The sequence below is a fragment of the Clostridioides sp. ZZV15-6383 genome (assembly GCF_020657735.1).
Lineage (GTDB): Bacteria > Bacillota > Clostridia > Peptostreptococcales > Peptostreptococcaceae > Clostridioides > Clostridioides difficile_D.
Genome location: NZ_JAGWCV010000031.1, coordinates 1 through 20725, shown reverse-complemented (window position 1 = coordinate 20725; position 20725 = coordinate 1). Strand labels below are relative to the sequence as shown.

Annotated in this window: 14 protein-coding genes; all 14 read right to left on the bottom strand. The window is 31.1% G+C overall.

The window, feature by feature from the left end:
- Positions 1-9: 9 nt before the first annotated feature.
- Positions 10-1212, bottom strand: a complete 1203-nt coding sequence (locus KGF42_RS12140) for a phosphoglycerate kinase (RefSeq protein WP_227822957.1) — start codon at positions 1210-1212, stop codon at positions 10-12.
- A 221-nt stretch (positions 1213-1433) separates the two neighbouring features.
- On the bottom strand, positions 1434-2441 hold the full coding sequence (gap, locus tag KGF42_RS12135; protein WP_003421962.1) for a type I glyceraldehyde-3-phosphate dehydrogenase: 1008 nt from the start codon (positions 2439-2441) through the stop codon (positions 1434-1436).
- Between the two features lie 59 nt (positions 2442-2500).
- Positions 2501-3523, bottom strand: a complete 1023-nt coding sequence (locus tag KGF42_RS12130) for a sugar-binding domain-containing protein (RefSeq protein WP_227822956.1) — start codon at positions 3521-3523, stop codon at positions 2501-2503.
- Positions 3524-4254: 731 nt separating this feature from the next.
- Complete coding sequence (gene rpoN / locus KGF42_RS12125) at positions 4255-5601, bottom strand: RNA polymerase factor sigma-54 (RefSeq protein ID WP_227822955.1); 1347 nt, start codon at positions 5599-5601, stop codon at positions 4255-4257.
- A gap of 151 nt (positions 5602-5752) precedes the next feature.
- On the bottom strand, positions 5753-8314 hold the full coding sequence (gene xdh / locus KGF42_RS12120; protein ID WP_227826409.1) for a selenium-dependent xanthine dehydrogenase: 2562 nt from the start codon (positions 8312-8314) through the stop codon (positions 5753-5755).
- On the bottom strand, positions 8308-9699 hold the full coding sequence (gene hydA, locus KGF42_RS12115) for a dihydropyrimidinase (protein WP_227826408.1): 1392 nt from the start codon (positions 9697-9699) through the stop codon (positions 8308-8310). The genes xdh and hydA overlap by 7 nt, the downstream gene beginning before the upstream one ends.
- Before the next feature lie 279 nt (positions 9700-9978).
- On the bottom strand, positions 9979-11088 hold the full coding sequence (locus KGF42_RS12110; protein WP_227822952.1) for a 4Fe-4S binding protein: 1110 nt from the start codon (positions 11086-11088) through the stop codon (positions 9979-9981).
- An 87-nt stretch (positions 11089-11175) separates the two neighbouring features.
- The gene (locus KGF42_RS12105) at positions 11176-12528 is read right to left on the bottom strand and encodes a nucleobase:cation symporter-2 family protein (RefSeq protein WP_227826407.1); all 1353 of its coding nucleotides are present in this window, start codon (positions 12526-12528) and stop codon (positions 11176-11178) included.
- A gap of 143 nt (positions 12529-12671) precedes the next feature.
- Positions 12672-14000: a putative aminohydrolase SsnA gene (gene ssnA, locus KGF42_RS12100; RefSeq protein ID WP_227826406.1), complete on the bottom strand. Its 1329-nt coding sequence runs from the start codon at positions 13998-14000 to the stop codon at positions 12672-12674.
- Positions 14001-14027: 27 nt separating this feature from the next.
- Positions 14028-15611: a D-aminoacylase gene (locus KGF42_RS12095; RefSeq protein ID WP_107595212.1), complete on the bottom strand. Its 1584-nt coding sequence runs from the start codon at positions 15609-15611 to the stop codon at positions 14028-14030.
- A gap of 15 nt (positions 15612-15626) precedes the next feature.
- Positions 15627-16814, bottom strand: coding sequence for a YgeY family selenium metabolism-linked hydrolase (locus KGF42_RS12090; RefSeq protein ID WP_227822949.1), 1188 nt, complete (start codon positions 16812-16814; stop codon positions 15627-15629).
- Positions 16815-17051: 237 nt separating this feature from the next.
- Entirely contained in the window at positions 17052-18266 is a 1215-nt protein-coding gene (dpaL, locus tag KGF42_RS12085) for a diaminopropionate ammonia-lyase (protein ID WP_227822948.1), read from the bottom strand.
- A gap of 523 nt (positions 18267-18789) precedes the next feature.
- On the bottom strand, positions 18790-20496 hold the full coding sequence (locus KGF42_RS12080) for a sigma 54-interacting transcriptional regulator (protein ID WP_413927019.1): 1707 nt from the start codon (positions 20494-20496) through the stop codon (positions 18790-18792).
- 126 nt (positions 20497-20622) lie between these two features.
- Positions 20623-20725, bottom strand: a 103-nt coding sequence (locus KGF42_RS12075; RefSeq protein WP_021364486.1) for a zinc ribbon domain-containing protein, incomplete at its 5' end; no start/stop codon positions are given.

Genomic DNA, 20725 nt, shown 5'->3' with positions numbered 1-20725 from the left:
TATATTAGTTTATTTATTATCTAATGCTGCAATACCTGGTAATTCTTTACCTTCTAAAAATTCTAGTGATGCTCCTCCACCTGTTGATACGTGAGTCATCTTATCACCAAATCCTAATTGATTAACTGCCGCTGCACTATCTCCACCACCAATTACAGTAGTTGCATCAGTTAACTCTGCCATAGCTCTAGCTACTGATAATGTACCATTTGCAAAGTTTTCAAATTCAAATACTCCCATTGGTCCATTCCACACTACAGTTTTTGATTCTTTTATAGTTTTTACAAAGTTTGCTATAGTCTTAGGTCCCATGTCTAGTCCCATATAATCTTCTTTTACATTAGCATCTTCTGTTACTATTGGAGTAGCATCTGGTGCAAAGTGGTCTGCCATAACAACGTCTACTGGTAATAATAAATTAACACCTTTATTTTTAGCTTTTTCCATCATTTCTTTAGCGTATTCAACTTTATCTATTTCAAGTAAAGAAGTTCCTACTTCATAACCTTGAGCTTTTAAGAATGTATAAGCCATTCCTCCACCTATTATTAGGTTATCAACTTTTTCTAATAATTCATTTATAACAGCTAATTTATCAGAAACTTTAGCTCCTCCAAGTATAGCTGTAAATGGTCTTACAGGATTTGCAACAGCTTCTCCTAAAAATTTTAATTCTTTTTGAATTAAGTATCCACAAACTTTTTCTTGTAAAAATTCTCCTGCCCCAACTGTTGAACAATGAGCTCTATGAGCAGTACCAAATGCGTCATTTACAAATATTTCAGCAAGTGAAGCTAACTCTTTAGAGAAGTTTTCTTCATTTTTAGTTTCTTCTTTTCTATATCTAGTATTTTCTAATAATACTACATCTCCGTTTTCCATTTTTTCAGTTGCTTTCTTTGCATTTTCTCCTACAACATTGTCGTCTGCTGCAAATACAACTTCTTTACCTAACATTTCAGATAATCTCTTTGCCACTGGTGCTAAAGATAGTTCTGGTTTAGCTTCTCCTTTTGGCTTTCCTAAGTGAGAGCATAATATAACTTTTGCTCCTTTAGAAATTAAATATTGAATAGTTGGTAAAGCTCCGTTCAATCTATTTTCATCAGTAATTACACCATCTTGTAATGGCACATTAAAGTCACATCTTACTAATACTTTTTTTCCGCACACATCAATATCTTCTATAGTTTTTTTGTTAAGCATTGACATAAATATCTCTCCTTTTAATAAAGTAATTTTTTATTGCCAAGTATAATATAGTACATACTTTTACCCTATTAAATATATCATATTATCATATTTTTATATATAGTATGTAACATTATTTAGGTGTATTTTATATATTTTTTCTTAAAAAAAGTCCAGAGTCCATAGTATTAAACTACAAACTCGGACTTTGTCAATCTACTTTTCTATTTTCTCAAAGCTGACTATTTTGCTAATTGTGCAAAGTATCCTAAAGTTCTTATTAATTGAGAAGTATAAGACATTTCATTATCATACCAAGAAACAACTTTAACTAATTGTTTTCCATCTACTTCCATAACTTTTGTTTGAGTAGCATCAAATAATGAACCGTAGCTTATTCCGATTATGTCAGAAGATACTAACATTTCTTCAGTGTATCCAAAAGATTCGTTTGAAGCTTCTTTCATAGCTGCATTTATTTCTTCAACTGTAACATTTTTTCCTAATGTACAAACTAATTCAGTTATTGAGCCAGTTACAACTGGTACTCTTTGTGCTGCCCCATCTAATTTTCCTTTTAATGAAGGTATTACTAGACCGATTGCTTTTGCAGCTCCTGTAGTGTTTGGAACTATGTTTCCAGCAGCAGCTCTAGCTCTTCTTAAATCACCTTTTGGATGAGGACCATCTAAAGTATTTTGGTCATTAGTGTATGCATGTATAGTAGTCATTAATCCTTTTTCTATACCGTATTTATCGTTTAATACTTTAGCCATTGGAGCTAAACAGTTAGTCGTACAAGAAGCTCCTGATATAACTGTCTCAGAACCATCTAATATGTCACTGTTTGTGTTGAATACTATTGTTTTTAAATCTCCAGTAGCTGGTGCAGATATAACAACTTTCTTAGCTCCTGCTTGTATATGAGCTTCAGCTTTGTCTTTAGATGTAAAGAATCCTGTACATTCTAATACTATATCTACTCCTAATTCAGCCCATGGTAGGTCTGCAGGATTTCTTTCTGCTGTTACTTTTATTTCTTTTCCGTTTACTACAAAAGCGCCTTCTTTAACTTCTATTTCTCCGTTAAATCTTCCTTGAGCTGTATCATATTTAAATAAATGAGCTAACATTTTAGCGTCTGTTAAATCGTTTATTGCAACAACTTCAAACTTATCTTGTTGCTCCATCATTTTTCTTAATGCTAATCTTCCTATTCTTCCAAATCCATTTATAGCTACTTTAACCATTTTCGCTACCTCCTATAAAGTAAATGTATGTTTTCTAGCTCTGTGCTAGGTCTTGACTTTTATAATAATGACAATATCTTATAAGCACTTTCTTCATCTGTTACAAGAACCATGTTTTTATGCATATTTGATATAGCTAATAATGCTTCTACTTTTTCAGTGCCTGCAAAGATTGCAATAGTTTCTTTTACTTGTTTAACTGTTTCTAAATCAATTCCAACAGTGTTTAATTTATAAACTATTTCTCCATCTTTGTTGAAATAATATCCAAATGCTTCTCCAACTGCATTTTTAGATAATATCTCATCAACCTTATCTTCTGGAAGTTTTCTTCTCTTTGCCATGACATCAGCTCTACCTATGCTAAAAACTAAAATGTCTGTTCTTTTAATATACTCCAAAGTTGTCTTAATCTCTGGCACTAGGCTAAGAGTTTTCATTGCACTTTCGTCCAACTCATCTGGTATATGTAAAAGTTTGCAATTAGAATGTAACTTCTTACTTATTGAAGCAACTATACTATTAGATTGCATCTCTACATCAGTTCCCATACTGCCTCTAGCTGGTACTATTGTAGAGTTTGGATATCTCTTATCAGTTTTAATAACGTTTGAAAACTCTAGCATAGTGCTTCCACCTGTTATTGAAACAATGTCTCCATCTTTTAAAATACTTAAGAAATACTCACATCCATATCTAGTTACATCTTTTAGTAAACTTCCATTTTCATCACAGCTTCCAGGAACTAGTATTACCTTTTTTATTCCAAGCTTTTCTCTGACTCTATCTTGTAACTTAGACAATCCCATGATGTCACTCATGATGTCCTTAAGTTTGTCTAACAAATCAGAACCTTCTTTAGTGATAGTCATACCAGATACAGCTACATCTATAAGTTCTTGTTCTTTTAAAAACTCAGTTTCTGACCTGATTATTCTTTCACTAATCTCTAATACATTTGATAAGGTTCTTCTACCTATTGGTTCACTTAAAGATATTTGTCTTAAAATAGAGTATCTTCTTTCCATAAGTTCAATTGCCTGTGGAATCAATTTTTTTTGAATTTCTAATAAGTTCTTCATAACATACTCCTTATTGCTTTCCTTTCGGGACTTTTTCCGTCCCTAGTGTTTATTTAAGTCCCACAAGATATTTTTATTTTATAGGATTTGCGTATAGATTTCAATAGTTTTTCAAAAACTTTTTTATTTTTTTGTTTTGTAGAATATTTCTCCACCATTTTCAAAGTACAGTATTTTTTCTTTTTTATATAAGGCTTTTTACATATATTTTTATATTTTTATTATAATAATTTTATCTCTAACTAATTTTATTTCTAGCTAATCTTATTTATATTTAATATTCTTATTTTATTTATACTCTATGTGTTTTTCATTTTGTAATTATTAAATTTAATAATAATAGTTTATTTATCCCAGTATTCTTCTTGTTCTAATATTTAATTATTCTTTACAAACTATTATTTAATTATGTTTTCTAGTTTTTTAGTATTTTCTACTATATTTAATGTTCCCCTATTTTTTAATTCTTTCTAACATTTTAATATTCTATGGTTTTTTAATATTTTTAGCATTTTAACGCTTTATGAATTTTAATGTTATCTAATTTTTTAATCTTCTTTAGTATTTTAGTATTTTAATATTTTTTAGTATTTAATGTTCTTTAGTATTTGAATACCTTCTAGCGTTTTAACATTTTTCAATATTTTATTTCATAACATTTTTAGCCTAATTCACATTCATCTTTTAACTAGCCTTTTCCCCTTACTATACTGATATTTGTCTTTTACTTATTAGAATTCTTTTCTCTTACTTGAAGATAGGATTCCTAATTCTTCACGATATTTGGCAATTGTTCTTCTTGCAACATTGATTCCTTTTTCTTTTAGTAACTTAGATATATGGTCATCACTTAAAGGTTTCTTTTTATTTTCGTCTTTTATTGTTTCCTTTATAATTTTTTTTATGCTTGTACTAGATGCCATTTCATTATTCTCAGTTTCAATGGCACTACTGAAAAAGTATCTAAATTCATATACGCCAAAAGGTGTTAGCATATATTTACCATTTACACCTCTACTTATAGTAGATTCATGACATTTTAACTTTTCTGCTATGTCCTTCATTTTTAAAGGCTTTATATATTTTGTCCCTTTTCTCAAGAATTCATCTTGAGCTTTTACTATTTCTTCTGCAATCTTAAGTACTGTAGTTTTCCTACTTTCTATATTTTTCATAAGTCCTGTTGCTGAATTTAGTCTTTCTTTTATAAATTCTTTTGCACTTTCATCAGACTGTGAATTTTTTAATATGTCTTTATAATAACTATTGATTCTTATTTGATAAGAATCTTTTTCATTTAAATATACAATAAATTCATCATCAATTTTTTCTACTGTTACATCGGGTTGAATGTATACACTTTTTTCTACTGAACAAGTTCTTCCTGGCTTGGGGTCTAATGTCTTAATTATATTTATTAGTTCAACGCATTTTTGTAGCGACATATTGTACTTTTTACTTATCTCTTTGTATTTATTATTTGCAATTAAATTTAAGTCTTTTGTAACGATTTCCTCTAAAATTTCATTATATATTCCCAAACTAGCCATTTGTATCATTAGACATTCTGAAAGACTTCTTGCCCCTACTCCACTAGGTTCCAACTGCTGAACACTAATCAAACATTTTTCAAAAAGTTCTTCATCTATCTTTAAGGTATCAACAATTACTTTTTCCTCAGTTCTTAAATATCCATCTTCATCTAAACTATCAATTATATACTCACAGACTTCCAATTCTTTATCTGTAAGTTTATACAGGCTTATCTGAAATTTTAAATCCTCATATAAATTTGACGAATATTTAACTAAATTTTCTAGATTAACTTCATTATCAGGATTATAGCTTATCTCTGTTCTGTCTAAACGTCTTGACCTATCCATGTCTTTTATATATTCTTCCCAATTAATCTCCCCACTTTTCTCGACTTCAACTAATGGGTTATTCTCTGCTTCTTTTTTAATCTCTTCTTCTAATTCTAACTTACTCATATTTAATATTGATAATGATTGCTTAAGTTGTGTAGTCATTATTAGCTTCTGAGACTGAGTTAACTCTAGACTATTATTAAAATTCATTCTGCTCACCTCTCAATTTTATTAAACTTATTTTATAAAAGAAAAACCCTCCTGTATATGTATATTCTATCATTTAAAATATACCTTATGCAAAAGGGTTTTTTTTATTTACAATTTCATCTATTTTTTTATTTAATATTTCTTTTTTTTGTTACTTTTTTTTACTATATGGAGTATTTTGTAGTGGTAGTTCAGTTCTAAATTCTTTATCAAATACATAATAGGCATTTTGCACTGCTGGTGCAGTAGGAACTGTACAAATTTCTCCTACACCTTTTGCTCCATAAGCCAATAAATCTTTGTTCTTTTCAACTATTACAGCTTGTATTTCTGGTATATCTGTAGACTTAAATAAACCTAATGTACCAAATTTAGCTATTGGAACAGAGTTAACTACTGGGTAGTCTTCAGTTAAAGCATATCCAAGTCCCATGACTACTCCACCTTCTATCTGTCCTTCTAAACTGATTGGATTTATAGCTTTTCCAACATCATGTGCTGCTACTACTTTTTCCAATTTTCCATTTTCATCTAGCATTACAACTTGTGTTGCGTATCCATAAGCAACATGGCTTACTGGATTTTCTTTATCACAACCCATTTTATCTGTGACACTTGCATATTCTCCGTAAAACTCTTCTCCCTCTAAATCATGTAAAGTTTTGCCAGAGTCTAAAGCTTCTTTTAATTTATTTGATGCAACTTTAGTAGCTTCTCCTGTAAATACTGTTTGTCTTGAAGCTGTAGTATTACCAGAATCTGGTGTTAAATGAGTATCTGGAACTTCATGAACTATATTTTCAGGAAGTAAGTTAGTAGTTTCACAAACTACTTGAGTCACGACAGTACCAAGACCTTGACCTATACAAGAAGCACTTGTTCTTATATGAACTTTTCCATCTTTTATCACTAATCTACATCTTCCAACATCAGGTATACCAACTCCAACACCACTATTTTTCATTGCACAAGCTATGCCTACACGTGGATGATTTTCATATTCTTCTCTTACAGCTTCTAGCGTTTCTGCCATTGCTGTTCCTTCATCTGCAAATTGACCATTTGGTAAAACTTGCCCAGGTCTTATTGCATTTTTATATCTTATCTCCCAAGGTGATATTCCAACCATTTCAGCAAGTAAATTTAGATTACATTCTGTTGCAAAACAACTTTGTGTAACGCCAAAACCTCTAAATGCTCCTCCAGGAGGGTTATTAGTATACACTGCTGTTCCTGTTATATCAATATCTTGATAGTTGTATGGTCCAGCTGCATGAGTACACAATCTTTGTAGTACTGGTCCTCCAAGAGAGGCATATGCACCTGTATCAGATATTATTGTTGCTTTCATACCTGTTAAATATCCATTTTCATCACATGCTGTCGTAAATTCCATTTCTGTGGCATGTCGTTTTGGATGAACAATAATACTTTCTTTTCTTGTTAACTGTACTTTTACAAATCTCTTAGTATGGTATGCAAGTAATGCTGCATGGTGTTGAACACTCATGTCTTCTTTTCCACCAAAGCCTCCGCCTACCATTTTATTTATAACTCTTACTTTCTCATATGGTAACCCTAACATGTCTGCACATTCATGTTGAGTAGCAAATACTCCTTGGTCTGTTGAATAGATTATTACTCCATCTTCTTCATAAGGACCAGCTACTGCACATTCAGGCTCTAAAAATGCGTGTTCTGTAGCAGGTGTAGTATATCTCTTAGTTACAACATATTTTGAATTTCTTATCTTTTCCTCAGCATCTCCTCTTACTAAGTGCTCCTTCACAAGTATATTACCTGTTTCATGTATCTTTGGAGCATCCTCTCTAAGAGCATCTTCTGTAGTACTTAATGGTGTTAATTCCTCATAATCTATCTTAACTAGCTTTTTTGCTTCCTCTAGCGCTTCTCTAGTTTCTGCTGCTACTAAGACTATTCCATCTCCTAAGTATCTAGTTATCTCACCTTCTGGTATTAAAGTGTCCCAATCCTTCTTTAAGTGACCTACTTTTATAGTTCCTGGAATATCTTTAGCTGTTAAAACTGCAACAACTCCTGGATAAGCTTTTGCTTCTTCTACATCTATTTTTTTAACTAAAGCTCTAGGATATTTAGCTCTAACTGCTGAACCATAAATCATACCCTCAATTCTCATATCATCTACATATTCAGAATATCCAAGTGTTTTACCTACTGCATCAACTCTAGGAAGATTTTCACCTACTAGACCTTTACAGTTTACTTTTGGTACATCTATATCTTCTCTAAAAATCTTTGCTGCTAAATCTACAGCCTTAATTATTTTTACATACCCTGTGCATCTACATATATTACCTTTTAAAGCTTTCTTTATATCATCTTCAGTAGGATTATTATTAACGTCTATAAGTGCTTTTGAACTAATTACCATACCTGGAATACAAAATCCGCATTGTACAGCTCCTTGGCTAGCAAAAGAATATGCAAAAACATCTCTTTCTCTCTCTGATAATCCTTCTATAGTTGTTATGTTTTTCCCGGCTAATTTATCAGTTTTAAATACACATGCTTTAGTCGATTTACCATCTATTATAACCATACATGTTCCACAAGCACCTTCTGAACATCCATTTTTAACTGAAGTTATATTCATATCTTCTCTAAGGAAGTCTAAAAGTTTTTTGCCTTCTTTTGCAACAACTTTCTTTCCATTTAATATAAATTCTACCATTCTCTAGCCCCCTTTGTTAGACGCCTATTTATATATCTCCCACTTGGAGTATTACAGATTAATTCTCCCTCTCTAACTACTTCTTTTCCTCTTAAATAAACATGTTCTATTTGACAATCAACTTCATACCCTTCATAAGGTGTATAATCTACATTTTGAAATTGTTTTTTTGATTCTATTTTAGATTTCTTATTTGGATTTAAAACTAATATATCTGCATCACTACCTATTTCTATAGTTCCTTTATTAGGATACATTCCAAATAACTTTGCTGCATTAGTTGATGTTACTTCTACCATCTTGTTAATAGATATTTTATTTTTACATACTCCATATGTGTATAAAAGACTCATCCTATGTTCTACACCTGGAGAACCATTTGGTATCTTACTGAAATCGTTTATTCCAAGTTCCTTCTGTCCCCTATAATTAAAAGAACAATGGTCTGTTCCTATAGTATCTATTTGATTATTTGAAATTGCATTCCATAATATTTCATTATTTTCTTTATTTCTTAGAGGTGGTGACATTACATACTTAGCACTTTCAAATCCATCTAAATCATATAATTCATCATTTAATAGAAGGTATTGAGGACAAGTTTCAACCATTACATCCACACCTCTTTGCTTGGCTTTTATAACCTCATCCAAGGATTCTTTACAGCTTAGATGAACAACATACACCTTAGAGTTTGCAACTTCAGCTATCTTCATAAGTCTTGAAGTAGCCTCTGCCTCCAGTATAGCTGGTCTAGTTAATTGATGATATCTTGGAGATAGATTATTTTCTGCCTTTGCCTTATCCACAAGTTCACATATTATGTCCCCATTTTCACAATGGAATCCAATAATCCCGCCTATCTCTTCTGCTTTTCTCAAAGCTTCAAATATAACACCATCATCAACTTGAAGGCTTCCTTTATATGCCATATACAATTTAAATGAAGATACTCCTTCTTTAACCATATCTTCCATTTCATTACAAACTGAGTCATTCCAGTCTGTTATAGCCATATGAAAGCCATAATCTAAATAGGATTTATCCCTAGCTTTTTCATGCCATTCTTCTAATCCTTCTTTTAAAGAACATCCCTTAGCTTGTGTAGCAAAATCCAATATAGTAGTAGTTCCTCCGACTATAGCAGCTTTTGTTCCTGTCTCAAAGTTATCTGCTGTCTTAGTAACCCCTGTATCTAAGTCAAAATGAGTGTGTGTATCTATACCTCCTGGTATAACATAAGAATCACTAACATCGACTATTTCATCATTTTCTTTTGATATATCAATACCTATATCGACTATTTTTTCATCTTCTATTCTTACATCTGCGCAGTAAGTTTTTTCACTTGTTACTACTTTCCCACCTTTTAAAACAATTCCCATATAGACTCCACCTTACTTATAACGTATCAATTTATTTTATCTGAAGAAATTAACTTAAAGTAATTTGACTATTGCATTTATACACAGTAAATCTATATTTAGATTAAACCAATATCTAATTAAATTAATATTTAGTTAAACTAATGTTTAGTTAAATCAACGTAATAAAATTATTAACTTCATGTTGTATTATTAAAATATAATACTTGCTTATCTAATATATTTTATTATCCTAATATATCTATTACTCTAAGTTAATTATTAAATTTCTATATAATATTATTCACTTACAGCTTCTACTTGATTGTAGCAAATACTTAAAGCTCCTTTTGGACATCTAGTTACACATAATCCACATCCAAAACACTTATCTGCATCTATATTTAATTTATCTGTAACTTCTAAGGCTTCATACACACAGCTTGTTACACATTGCTTACATTTGATACACTTATTATCATCTACAACTGGAGCTACTGAATGAGTTCTAAATCCTCTAGCTGCCATTTTCTTATGAGTTAATCCTTTTATTTCATTAACATCAGCATATCCATTTTCATCTAAGAATTCATTTAACTCTTTAGCCATTTTTCCATAGATAGAAGGTCCTTTAAGAATTGCTTCTGTACATACTTGAACAGCACTTGCTCCAGCCATCATCATTTCAGCTACATCTTTTCCACAAGTAATTCCACCAACACCGATTATTGGTATATTTACAACTTGAGAAGCTTCATATATACATCTTATTGCTAGAGGTCTTATTGGAGCACCTGATAACCATCCGTATCCAGCTTTACTTCCCATTATAGGGTATCCTGTATTTACATCTATTGCCATACATGGTCCAAATGAGTTTATCATTACAAGGCCATCTGCACCTGCCTCTTCAACAGCTTTTGCAATAGTTTGAATATCAGTATGAGGACTCATTTTCATAAATACTGGTACATCTAAAACGGCTTTTGCAGCTTTTAAGGCATTTACTATTGGTGCAACATCTGTACCTACATAATGAGTAGATAATTCAACTGCATCTGCATAAGGTTTTACTAAAGGAGCAACTTCAGCTATTTGCTCTGCTGAATATCCCATACTTACTATTACTGGAAGACCTGTTTCTTTTACTTTTTTGTATTCTTCCTCTATCCATTGCTCTTTTGGAAGCTCTGACCATAATTCTGTATTTAAGAAACCACTATTAGTTTTTGCCATACATGGTCTTGGTACATCTGCTGGTAATACAGATATAGTTTTTGTACATATAGCTCCTGCTCCACCTTTTGCTGCATCTTGACAGAGAGCACCATCTTTTGCTCCAGGACCTGCTGCTGTCATAATTGGATTTAAGAATTCCATTCCATATAAATTAACTTTTAAATTAGCCATATTATTATCTCTCCCTTAAATTAAATATTTTTAATATTTAGACTGTATTCTTTTATTTGTATTTGTTCTTTATTTACTTTCTCATTTTTACTTTGCTTCTTCAACTTTATTATTTTTTTCTTTTTTAGAACCTAGTTCATTGAAGAATATATTTAAAATTACTGCTGATAAACTACCTGTTGTTATTCCACTATGGAATATTGTTTGTACCCAAGTTGGAAAATTATGATAGAAATCAGGATTTGTTAGTGGTATCATAGACAAACCAACACTAACTGCTACTATAACCCCATTTTTAGTTCCGTCAAATTTTACTTTACTTAAAGTTTTTACTCCTCCAACCATTACCATTCCAAACATTGCAAATCCTACGCCTCCAAGAACAGGCTTAGGTATTGCTCCTATTATTGCTGCAAATTTTGGTAAGAAACCAAGTACTAGTAATATGACCCCTGCATAAACTGCTATAAATCTTGATTTTATACCTGTAAGACCTACTATTCCTGTATTTTGACCAAATGGAGTTATTGGAAATGAATTGAATATTCCAGATAAAGCTGTAGATATTCCATCTCCAAATAGACCTCTTTTAATATTTTTACCTGTTACTTCTTTGTCTACCATTTCATGGATAGCTATCATATTACCAACTGACTCTGTCATAAGTACCAACATAATCAAACACAGTGACAGTATTGCAGATAGTTCAAATCTAGGCATTCCAAATTTTAAAGGTACATTTAAACTAAGCCAACCAACTCCATTTACTGCACTAAAATCTGCCATTCCAACTGCCATGGAAAGTAGCGTACCAAGTACTATACCTACCAATATAGCTGTACTATTCCAAATTCCTTTTAAGAATTTAAATGAAAGTAAAGTTATTGCCAATACTGCTAAAGCTAATGCTAATGAATTTGGTTCAACCGCTTCCAATTTATTGTCAGTTATCCACTTTATCCCAACTGGAAATAGTGAAATACCTATTACCATAACAACTGTTCCAGTAACTACACTAGGGAAAAATCTTATTAGTTTTTCAAATACTGGAGCAAGTAGTATACAAAACAATCCAGCTACTATTACGGAGCCAAACACTGTTTGTATTGCAACTTGAGAATCACTATATGATGAGGCTATTGCTGTCATACCTGCCACAGCGGCAAAACTAGTTCCTTCTATTACTGGTATTTTAGCACCTACAATATTTCCTATACCAACACTTTGTATGAGTGTTCCTATACCTGCCATAAACAAGCAAGCATTTATTAAAAAAACAATACTAGCATGATCTAGTCGTGCAGCACTTCCTATCATCATAGGAACTGCTACTGCTCCTGCACACATTGCCAAAACGTGCTGTAGTGAAAATACCCAAGATTTAGATACAGGTAATCTTTCATCTACTGGAGCTATTTTAGGGCTTTTATCTTGAGACATTTTGGGTCTCCCTTCTATATTTAATTTAATATTCTATTCCATATATTTTTTATCTATATACTTCATTTAAATTCTACTTTTGTCTAAGCTCTGTTTTTAACATCTAAATTCTCGTTTCTTACTTGTATGTTAATATCAATTATTTAGATTCTATTCCATAGATTTTGACTCAATTCTCTGCTTTTAGCTAGAATACTTTCTTCATCTATGTTTACTAACTTTCTATCTTTCATAAGTACTTTTCCGTTTATAATAGTTGTGTCTACACTTCTTCCACTTATTCCAAATATAGTGTGTCCCCCTATTGTGTTTTCTGTCAATGGAGTGTGCGGTATATAATCAACTACTATAACATCTGCATAAGCACCTTTTTTAAGTACTCCTAAGTCATTTTTAAAATAAGCCTTTGCTATTTTTCTATTGTTATCAAATAACATTGTTTGTGATTCTTCAAATCCAACTCTTGGGTCACTTAAGTGATGTTTGTGAATTATATTGGCAACTTTTAATGATTCAAACATATCACTAGTATATCCATCAGTCCCTAGACCTACTGTAACACCTCTTTTTAGTAGCTCTATTGCAGGAGAACATCCAACTGCATTTCCCATATTAGATTCTGGATTGTGAACTACAAATGTATTTGTTTTATTTAAAAGACTGATTTCATCTGTACTTATATATATACAATGAACTGCTATTGTTTTTTCTTTTAGTACACCAAAATCATCGAATCTTTCTAAAACCCTTTTTCCATATTTATCTACATTATATTGTAGGTCTGCTAACCCTTCAGCAACATGTACATGGTAGCCTGTATCAAGACCAGCCATTTCTGAAGCACATTTATTTAATGTGTCATCAGACAACGTAAACGCAGCATGAAGACCAAACATTCCTTTTATCATGTCTGTATCATCTTTTTGAGCATATTTTATAAAGTTTACGTTTTCATTGATACCTTGTTGTATTGTATCTCCACCATCTCTATCAGATACCTCATAACAAAGGCATGTTCTAATTCCCAAATCCTTTGCAACATCTGATATTGTAAACAAACTTCCTTCAATTGCATTTGGACTTGCATGATGGTCATAAACTGTTGTTACACCATTTTTTATACATTCTATATAAGTTGCATATGCACTGTATTTTGTATCTTCTAGTGTAAGCTGTTTATCAAGTCTCCACCATAAATTGTTTAATATTTCTAAAAAATTCTCAGAAGGTTTTCCTGGAACTGCCATTCCTCTAGCAAATGAGCTGTATATATGCATATGTGAATTTATTAGACCAGGCATGATTATTTTCTTGCCTGCATCTATAAATTCATGTACTGGATATTTCGCTTTCATTTCCTCTGTAGTACCTATATCTTCAATTAGATTATCATTTATTACTACACATCCATCTTCCATATAGGGATTTAAAGAATCTTGGCTTATTAGCCTCCCATTCCCCACTAAAATCATAAATTTATTCCTCCTTAAAGCTAAGATTTAATTTTTAAGTACTTTTCCTGCTTTAATTTTATTGTATTTTCCTTCTTCAACAACACAATTTCCATTTATAATTACATAATCTATACCTGTAGGATACTGCATAGAGTCGATAAAATCATCACATCCACTAACTGTATCCTTGTCAAATATAACTATATCTGCAAAATATCCTTCTTTTAACTCGCCTCTGTCTTTTATACTAAAGCTTGTAGCTGCCTTTTTAGTCATTTTATAAACAGCTTCTTCAATTGTTAGTACATTTAACTCTCTAACATATCTTCCTAGTATTTTAGGGAAAGAACCATAAGCTCTTGGGTGTGGTTTACCTGCTAAAAGACCATCTGTACATACATTTTGCTCATCTCTTTTCATGAATCCTATTATATGCTCTTCTAATCCATAGAAATCTACCATTCCAACTGCATTTTCTTCTTCTTTTAGTAAATCAAACGTTGCATCTAATGGGTCTTTTCCTCTCATTTTTCCAATTTCTAATAAGCTCTTACCAATTGTATCTTTATTCTTTTCTGTTTTTACGCTTGTTACAAATATTTGGTCTATTCCAGCAAACTCTATAAAATTATCCCAACCTTCTATTCCATTTGCTATGTCTTTTTTCATTTTTGCTCTTTCGTTTTCATCACTTAATCTTTCTATTAATTTATCAGTTCCTCCAGAATGTGCCCAAGGAGGTAAAACTACTCCAAGCATTGTACTTCCTGCTGCATATGGATATTGGTCAAAAGATACTCTTATACCTTCTTTTTCTGCTTTTTCTAAAAGCTCTATAACTTGAGGTATATACTTCCAATTTGATTTACCACAAACCTTAAAGTGTGAAAAATGAACTTTTACTCCTGATTGTTTTCCAATTTCTATGATTTCTTCCATTGATGTTAATATTGTATCTGCTTCACTTCTTTGGTGAACTACAAATACTCCATCATATTTTGCTACAACCTTACACATCTCTATAATTTCTTCTGTCAACGAGTATGCACAAGGTATATATATAAGTCCAGTAGACAATCCTATAGCTCCTGCTTTTAGCTCTCTCTCTGTAATTTCACACATTTTTTGAATTTCTTCTTTAGTAGCAGGTCTATCTTCAAGTCCCATTGCTTCCATTCTAACGTTTCCATGAGGTACTAAATAAGTTTCATTTAAACCTACCCCATTGTCATCCATCATTTTCAAATAATTCTCTGTTGTTTCATATTTCCAATCAATTTCATCACTTTCACCATCTAGGCCTGCTAAATTTTTTCTCCAAGAAGATATATGTTCTTGAGGTAGAGGGGCCATAGATATCCCATCTTGGCCCAACACTTCTGTTGTAATTCCCTGTCTAATCTTTACCTCATTATATGGATTAACTAAAATCACTAGGTCTGAATGGCTATGAGTATCTATGAAACCTGGACATATAACTCTACCTTTTGCATCTATAACTTTGTCAGCTTCTTCATTTAAATCCTGTGATATTTTTAATATTTTCTCGTTTTCTATTAAAATATCGCCTTCATATGCTGGTGCTTTACTTCCATCTACTATAAGCCCATGTTTTATTAAAGTTCTCACAAAACCATCTCCTAATTATTTTTTATAAACTGATTTTAATATACCATAATATCCTTCTGCACCTTTAAACAATTGGTCTAATTCTATATACTCATCTATTGTATGAGCAAGATTTTCTTTAGAAGGACCAAATCCTATAGTTCTTATTCCAGCCTCACCTGCATAGTGGCTTCCGTTTGTACAGAATGAGTATTGAGTTATTTCTGAATCTATTCCAGCTTCTTTTAATCCTTTATATGCTGCTTGAACAAATTCATCCTCTTCATCGTATAACCAACCTGGGAAGAATCTTTCACTTTCTATAGTATTTCCTGTATAACAGTCAGCTTTTTCAACTGCATAAGAAACTTTTGCAGTTAATTCTGGGTCTTCTTTCATCATTTCATCTAATAATGCTTGTATTGGAGCTAATACTCCTTCTCTTGTTTCTCCAACTAATAATCTTCTGTCAAAAGTAGCTTTACAGTAATCTGGTACTACTGAAGCTCCTGGATATGGAGAAGATTTTATATCTGTTAAAACTAGTATTCCATCACCTAAAACTGGGTGAGTTGGAGGTACTAATTGTTGTATCTTTTGGATTACATTAGCCATTTTATAAACTGCATTTACACCTTTTTCTGGATTAGCAGAGTGAGCTGGTTTACCAAAAGTTTCTACTACTATTTCCCCTCTACCTCTTTGACCAATCTTCAAGTTTAATTCTGAAGATTCACCTATTACAACATAATCAGGTTGAACAGCCTTACTTATTTCTCTAGCTGAAACTCCTTCAAATATTTCTTCGTGAACAACACCTGCTACATATAATTCACCTTCAAAGTCTTTGTTAGTATCTTCTGCAAAGTATGAAACAGCTGCCATCATAGCACTTACTTGCCCCTTCATATCAGAAGTTCCTCTACCATATATTTTTCCATCTACTATTCTTGCTTCAAAAGGAGGAACACTCCACTTACTTGCATCTGGAACTGGAACTGTGTCTATATGTCCATCAAATAATATTTTTTTACCTGGTTTGTTTCCTTTTATACATCCTACTATATTTCCATATCTATCTCTTGACCAGCTATCAAAACCTAGTAAAGCAAAATTCTCTTCTATTGCTTTTACTACATTTTCTTCTTGACCTGAATAACTAGCATTTCTTATTAAATCTTGGCATACTTCAGTTAATTGTTTTTTTCTTATTTCATTTAACATTTTGATATTCCCCCATATAATTTTTAATTTGTTGATGTTTTACTTTGATATTTCACTTTTTTAATTTATTCATATTTCACTTAATCTATTGATTTTTTACTTCTTTATATTTTATTTATTAAACTTTTATTTAGACTTTATTTTAATTTTGTTTAGTTTTATTTGGTTTTTATTTTGAGTTTTTCATTTGCTTAAGTTTTTATTTTACTTATTAAGTTTTTATTTTACTTAAGTCTTTTATTTACTTTGGCACTCACCATTCCAAACTATATCTTTATATTTGTCAGGGTCAGTATCTCCTTCTGTACTTATTAATAATACTTTAGAGTTCTCATCTAGTTTTAAAGCTTCTCTTAAATCTTTTAAATCTTCACTTTCAAGTATTGAAACTAATGCTCCAGTTGTAACTGCTCCAGATTCTCCAGAGATTACTTTCTCATCTCCTCTTAGAGGATTTCCTAGTATTCTCATACCTTTAGCAGATACCCAGTCTGGTGCTGAAACGAATGCTGATGAATAATTTTTTAACACTTCAAACCCTATAGTGTTTGGCTCTCCACAAGCAAGACCTGCCATTATAGTTGGCATATCTCCTCCAACAAATCTTGGTTTTCCATCTCCTGCTTCTGCTGATTTATAGTAACAATCAGCTTCATCAGCTTCTACTACTACTGTTATTGGGCATTCATCATATATTGAAGCAACATATCCTTGAACTGCACCAGCAAGTGAACCAACTCCTGCTTGCACAAATACGTGTGTTGGTCTGTCTACTCCATATTCTTTTAATTGTTCTATTGCTTCTTTAGCCATAGTTCCATAGCCTTGCATTATCCATGCTGGTATTTCTTCATATCCGTCCCAAGCTGTATCTTGAACCATTACTCCGTGGTCATCAGCTTCTGCGTAATCATTAGCTAATCTTACTGCATCATCATAGTTTAAGTCTGTTATACTAGCATCTGCACCTTCTCCTTTGATTTTATTTAATCTGAATTCAGAAGAACCTTTTGGCATTAATACGACAGATTTTTGACCTAATTTATTGGCTGTCCAAGCAACTCCTCTACCATGATTTCCATCTGTAGCTGTAAAGAAAGTTATTTCTCCTAATTTTTCTTTTATTTCTTTTGAAGTTAATTTATCATATCCTAACTCAGATATATCTGTATCTAATCTTTGAGCTAGGTATCTACCCATAGAATAAGAACCACCTAAAACTTTAAATGCGTTTAATCCAAATCTATAAGATTCGTCTTTTACATATATTCCGCTTACTCCTAGTGATTTTGCTAAGTTATCTAATTTAACTAAAGGAGTCTTTTCATATTGTGGAAAGCTCTCATGGAAAGCTTTAGCCTTTGCAATTTCTTCATCTCTTAAAAATTCAATCCCTTTTTCTTTTTCCTCTGATTTAGGTAAGTTATTTAATTTCCATTTTATTTCTCTCATTTATTTTATATTCCCCTTTCAAATTTTTCGATGTCATTATTAATTTTTTATCTTTGTGTCTTTATAGTAAAGCAATTACTATGCCAATATTATTTATTCTAAAAACAATTTTTTTATGTTGGAATTACATACTTTTATAAAATTTCTTTAAATTTTATAAATTTTGAATGTGAAAAATAAGATTTATAAAAGAAAAAATTCTCATATTGGGAAATTTTTATCAATACGAGAATTATCAATTCGAGAAACCGTTTCTTTATTTTAATTTTTCCTTTATTATGCTCTTATTCTTTATATGTCTATTGTTTTGTCAGATATATTACTATTTTTACTTTCTATAAATGTATGGCTATAACCTTCTTATGTATAAACTCTATAAATTTATAGAAGTACTTTATATTTTTTATAGATTTATTTCCTTTTTCATCCTGCCCTATTTTGAAATTCATAAGAATATCTACTCTAGTTAGTATATCAGTCCAAAGAAATATATAAATACTTATCATTTTGATGTTCTATTATATTACTGCTGTTCTTCTTCCAACTTTCTATATAATGTAGCCAGACCTATACCTAAGTCTTTTGCTATTTTCTTCTTTGTCTTTGTATCTCTTCCATACTTATTCAACAACTTGTTTATGTAAGTCAACTCTAATTCTTTAATTGAAAGTATCTTTTCTTGGTTCTCTACTATCCCTTCAACTATATCGCTTTCAAATGTTATATCTATATTTTTATCTTTATGGCCATTTCCATTAATATCATAATAGTTCAAAATATCTAATGGAAGCATATCTTTGTATATTATTCCATCATCTCCAACCAAATTCATCATATATTCAACTGCATTTTCTAGTTCTCTTATATTTCCCGGCCAATTATAGTTAATCAACATATTCATTACATTTTCTTCTATTTTATTCAATTGAATACCTAATTCTAAAGAATATTTAGAAGCAAACTTCATCATTATTGATTCAATATCATCCTTTCTTTCCCTAAGAGGTGGCAAATTTATAGGAATTACATTTAATCTATAGTATAAATCATCCCTAAACTTACCTTCATTTACTAATTTCAATAAATTTTTATTTGTAGCAGCAATTACTCTTATATCTAAATCTATAAGTTTATTTGACCCAATTCTCGCAAATTTTCTCTCTTGTAAAACTCTAAGTAACTTTGCTTGTAAAGGCATTGACAAATCTCCCATTTCATCAAGAAATATAACACCTTCATTTGCAAGTTCAAATTTCCCCACTTTACCTCCACTACTAGCTCCACTAAATGCACCTTTTATATAGCCAAATAACTCACTTTCAAGAAGGTTTTCTGGAATAGCAGCACAGTTTATCGCAATAAAGGGCTTGTTCCACCTACTACCTTCAGCATGTATGGCTCTAGCAATTAACTCTTTACCTGTACCACTTTCACCAGTTATTAGGACAGTTGAATTTGATTTTGCTAATTTCTTAGTTCTCTCTTTTACTTTTAACATTGCTTCTGAATTTCCAATTATGGACTCTATATCACTATTTCCCCAGCCACTATTCACTTTTCCATGTCCTTTATGATTGATATATGTCTTGTCAAATATGATTATCTTGTCGTATTGATTTATATATGGATATACAGGAATTATTTTGGCATTTATATTATAAATCTTGTTATCAATATCAATTTCTAGTAATTCATGTCCATTTGAGGAAGATTCAACAGATACTATATTTACTATATTTTCTATTATATCTTTCTCTATATCTAATTTTTTTAGAGCTATATTGTTTATATAAGATATTTTGCTATTTATGTCTAGTATTATAACGCCTTTTTCAACATTTTCAATGATTTCTATCATCATATTCATTTTTCTACTGCTATTTTTTGATGCTTCATGCTCTTCTATCTTCATAGAAATTAAATCGCATATATGATTGACAAATTTTAAATAATTATCTATTTTTGCACTTATTTCTACTTTTTTAGTTTTATCTGTGCTAATAGCACCAATTACTCCTATAGTTCGATTATTATACTTTATTGGAACTGCTATTATTACTTTATTTAGGCATTTCATGTAATGGGAACATTCTATACAAAGCTGATTATCACATATATCCAATACGACTAATTCTTGACCTGTCTGTATAACATTGTCGTAAATAAATCCTTCTGTAACAACGCTTTCATTTATCTTTGATTTATACAGACCTGTACCACTAATTCTTATTAATCTATCCTGAACCTCCCATGACTAAAGTCACAGGGTTCCTGCTTCATAGAATTTTGCATACTAAAATATGTCTTACTAATTCTCCACAGGCTATCCCCATAGTTCCTACGGTTCTTACATAAGTTATTTATTTTGAATTGTTATTAGTCTTAATCCTTCTTTTAATATATTTATACTTGCATTTATATCTCTATCGTGAGTTTCATTACAACTAGGACAAATCCAT